5 protein-coding genes and 1 tRNA gene are annotated in these 3,239 nt (G+C 44.2%); 3 read left to right on the forward strand and 3 right to left on the reverse strand.

Features of this window, described 5'->3' with window-relative positions; translation table 11 throughout:
* On the reverse strand, nucleotides 1-336 hold a 336-nt coding region (locus EGI32_RS10740), incomplete at its 3' end, for an isoamylase early set domain-containing protein (protein WP_255155391.1).
* A gap of 158 nt (nucleotides 337-494) precedes the next feature.
* Complete coding sequence (locus EGI32_RS10745) at nucleotides 495-1,037, reverse strand: pyridoxamine 5'-phosphate oxidase family protein (RefSeq protein ID WP_255154308.1); 543 nt, start codon at nucleotides 1,035-1,037, stop codon at nucleotides 495-497.
* A gap of 221 nt (nucleotides 1,038-1,258) precedes the next feature.
* Between EGI32_RS10745 and EGI32_RS10750 the strand changes: the two genes are divergently transcribed.
* Nucleotides 1,259-1,343 (forward strand) — tRNA-Ser (locus EGI32_RS10750).
* Between the two features lie 41 nt (nucleotides 1,344-1,384).
* Complete coding sequence (locus EGI32_RS21340; RefSeq protein WP_369681653.1) at nucleotides 1,385-1,630, forward strand: GIY-YIG nuclease family protein; 246 nt, start codon at nucleotides 1,385-1,387, stop codon at nucleotides 1,628-1,630.
* A gap of 193 nt (nucleotides 1,631-1,823) precedes the next feature.
* Here EGI32_RS21340 and EGI32_RS10755 read toward each other — a convergent pair whose 3' ends face one another.
* A complete protein-coding gene (locus tag EGI32_RS10755; protein WP_255155392.1) occupies nucleotides 1,824-2,198 on the reverse strand; it encodes a helix-turn-helix domain-containing protein in 375 nt (124 codons plus the stop codon).
* 111 nt (nucleotides 2,199-2,309) lie between these two features.
* Here EGI32_RS10755 and EGI32_RS10760 point away from each other — a divergent pair, with 111 nt between their 5' ends.
* On the forward strand, nucleotides 2,310-2,912 hold the full coding sequence (locus tag EGI32_RS10760; RefSeq protein WP_255155393.1) for an FMN-dependent NADH-azoreductase: 603 nt from the start codon (nucleotides 2,310-2,312) through the stop codon (nucleotides 2,910-2,912).
* The last annotated feature ends 327 nt before the right edge of the window (nucleotides 2,913-3,239 follow it).

Raw genomic sequence — 3,239 nt, forward strand, 5'->3', positions numbered from 1 at the left:
TTTCTTTGGTGTTGCCTTTTTTATCACCGGGGTATCGGTCACTGTTTCGGCTTGTTCCGTAACATGGATCACACAGTTTTCGATGAACATTCCTTCCGCCGCTGAATAAGAATGCGCCCTGTCGTCATTTTCCCACCTGCCATCATTGAGCAGGTAACGATATTGATATGTTTGTCCCGGTTGCAGGGAAATGGTGGTCTGCAACGAGCCATCTTCAGTCAATTCGAGCGGAAAACCCAGTTCGGCATTCCAGTTATTGAAATCGCCCAGCAATAATCCGCCGGTAGCGTGTTGAACGATATAGTTGGGCAGTAAAAAAGTTACTTGTGTAGACATGCGTTTGTGTTTAATTGTGTATCTGGTCAATACGGTTAAATAATAAGCCCATAAACGGCTAGTTTATGGGCTTACAGCAGGTGCAAATATAGTTAATTACGAATTAAGAATTACGAATTACGAATTGCAATCTTCGTATCATTCGTAATTCGTAATTTTTAATTCGTAATTGATTCCAGTTTTCCTTCTATCGAATCGTCCATTGTTTTCCCCACGATAGCCCCGGCAACAGTTTTGAGGAATGCCACGGCATTGCCATGTTTATTGTCCCAATAGTAACCTTCCAGCGGTTTCACTTCTATCACCGCGATGCGGGGATCATCCTGTCCTTCGGTAAACCAGGTCTTGAGCATAGGTTCCCACAGCTCTGCGATCTTCGCTTTGTCGGCCGTAAGTTTGGCTGTAGCGCCCAGGCTCAGGAAATCCGAATAGGAAGATCCCTGGAACAGCAGGTGCACGCGGGAATCGGCCTTGATATCGCTGTAAATATGACTGTCGTTGGCACACAGGAACCACAATGTTCCGTCGTCGTCGGTAACCTGCACTGACATCGGGCGCACGTGCAGCGGACTGGTTTCCTGAAGTTTTGTAATGAAATGACAGGTATTCTTGTTCGAAAGTTCTTTGATCTTTTTGGCCGCATCCGTACCTCTAAGGTCTTCATGGTTATTTTCTTCCTGTTGTTGATTGATACTGTTCATGTGTTTGGTTTTAATTGATTCACTTTTTGTTCGTTGAATAAATCCAAACATCGTTCCGAAAACCCCGGAGGTTTTAAAAACATAAACCCCGGAGGTTTTGGAAACCTCCGGGGTTTGCACTCAAATCCTAACATCCTCATACAAAATGCGTTGCAATAAAAAAAATAAAAAAGAAGTAACAATTTTTTGTTCTACAAAATTTGAACCCTTACTTTTGCCGCGGAGAGCTGGCAGAGTGGTCGATTGCGGCAGTCTTGAAAACTGTTGACTGTTACAGGTCCGGGGGTTCGAATCCCTCGCTCTCCGCTAAAATTCTTAACCTGCTTTTAAATTAAGCAGGTTTTTTTATGCCTTTTTACACTTATATATTGAAAAGCGTTAAGGATGATGGCTATTACCATGGCCACACTAAAGATCTGGAAAACAGGTTGAAGAAACATAATGGCGGCAAAGTGAGAAGTACAAAATCAAGAATCCCGTTTGTCCTCCATTACCATGAAATATTTGATTCTAAGTCAGCAGCTTATCAGCGAGAAATGTTCTTTAAGTCAGCCGAAGGCAAAAAATATCTACGTGAACAGAATATAATTTAGACTGGCAGAGTGGTCGATTGCGGCAGTCCTGGGCAAAGCCTCCTGCGGATCCTACGGATCCATTGGAAAAACTGTTGACTGTTACAGGTCCGGGGGTTCGAATCCCTCGCTCTCCGCCGAAATAATAAAAAAAGCACTGATATTCAGTGCTTTTTTTGTTGAGTTACTTCACCTGCTTTTTATGTTATTTTCCTTAAACGCCTGCTGCCATCTTCCTTTCCATCCTGATCTTGTCCCTGTGCTTGTGCCCCCATTCGTACAGCGATTGAAGGATATCTCCCAGAGAATCGGCGTAATCGGTTAGCTGGTATTCCACCACCACCGGCGTTTTATCATGCACGAGCCTTTTTACAAAACCGTTCATTTCAAGATCCTTCAATTCCCCCGATAACACCCGGGCGGAAATGCCCGAAATGGCCCGCTGCACTTCATTGAAACGTTTACTGCCTTCCTTCAACGCCACGATCACCCGGATCTTCCATTTGCCCCCGATCACATAAAGCGCATCGTCGATGGAAGACAGGCGGCTGATACATTCCGTATGATTGGCTGGTTTTGCATATTCCATAATTAACTGATTTTTAGTTAACTATACAAAAGGTTACCGCTAATCTTTTGTATAGTACTTACTTTTGGTTACCAAAGGTGCATAATTTTGGTCAACAAAAAAATTATGACAATGAAAAAAATATTGCACGTTATTTCAAGCCCGAGGGGCAATGCTTCTTACAGTATCCGTTTAGGAAATAAGATAGTAGAAAAATTGCTGGCCGGATATCCTGGCAGCACAGTTAAAGAGTACGACCTCGTAAATGTCCATTTTCCCCATCTTGAGGAAGCCCACCTTACTTCATTTTTTACGCCGGCAGAAGTGCGCACAAAAGAAAACCTGGAAGCCGTCAAACATTCAGATGAGGCCATCGCGGCGATACAGGAAGCTGATATCATCGTGATCGGTGCGCCGATGTATAATTTTGGCATACATTCTTCGCTGAAAGCCTGGCTGGATCATATTGTACGCAAAGGCATCACATTTTCCGTTGGCGAAAAAGGCGCTGAAGGATTGATCAGGGGAAAAAAAGTGTACATCGCCATGAGTTCCGGCTGGATCTATTCCGAAGGTGCGGCAAAAGCGAATGATTTTGTGGTACCATACCTCACATTTATGCTGAGTTTTATCGGCCTGTCGGATATCACCGTTTTCCGCATAGAAGGAGTGGGTATCCCGGGCAATGAAGAGCAGGCTGTGGAAAAGGGGTTGAGCAGTGTGGTAGTGGATTAGGACGAAAACGTTTTCGGTAACAGGTAGAACGCAGGGCAATACTTTCGGGTAGTATCCCTGCGTTTTTAGCTTCCGTTTTGCGGAATAAATTTTTAACAGGCACCCCAAAGCAATGACTTAAAGTTATATTTGCTACCGGCCATTTAAGGCCGGTTTCCTTCTAAAAATTCAGAAAATCATGATCCAAACAAAAGCTTATGCTGCGCAAAACGAAACAACCCCGCTTGCGCCATGGACATTCGAAAGGCGTGAAGTAGGGCCGCACGATGTTCAGTTTGATATCCAGTTCTGTGGCGTATGCCACTCCGATCTTCACCAGGTCAGGAA

The sequence above is a fragment of the Ferruginibacter sp. HRS2-29 genome (assembly GCF_024343615.1).
Lineage (GTDB): Bacteria > Bacteroidota > Bacteroidia > Chitinophagales > Chitinophagaceae > Ferruginibacter.

What these genes read in the sequence shown, in the direction of transcription:
- EGI32_RS10745 (WP_255154308.1), bottom strand. Translation starts at nt 1,037, where the DNA reads ATGAACAGTATCAATCAACAACAGGAAGAAAATAACCATGAAGACCTT.
- EGI32_RS21340 (WP_369681653.1), top strand. Translation starts at nt 1,385, where the DNA reads ATGCCTTTTTACACTTATATATTGAAAAGCGTTAAGGATGATGGCTAT.
- EGI32_RS10755 (WP_255155392.1), bottom strand. Translation starts at nt 2,198, where the DNA reads ATGGAATATGCAAAACCAGCCAATCATACGGAATGTATCAGCCGCCTG.
- EGI32_RS10760 (WP_255155393.1), top strand. Translation starts at nt 2,310, where the DNA reads ATGAAAAAAATATTGCACGTTATTTCAAGCCCGAGGGGCAATGCTTCT.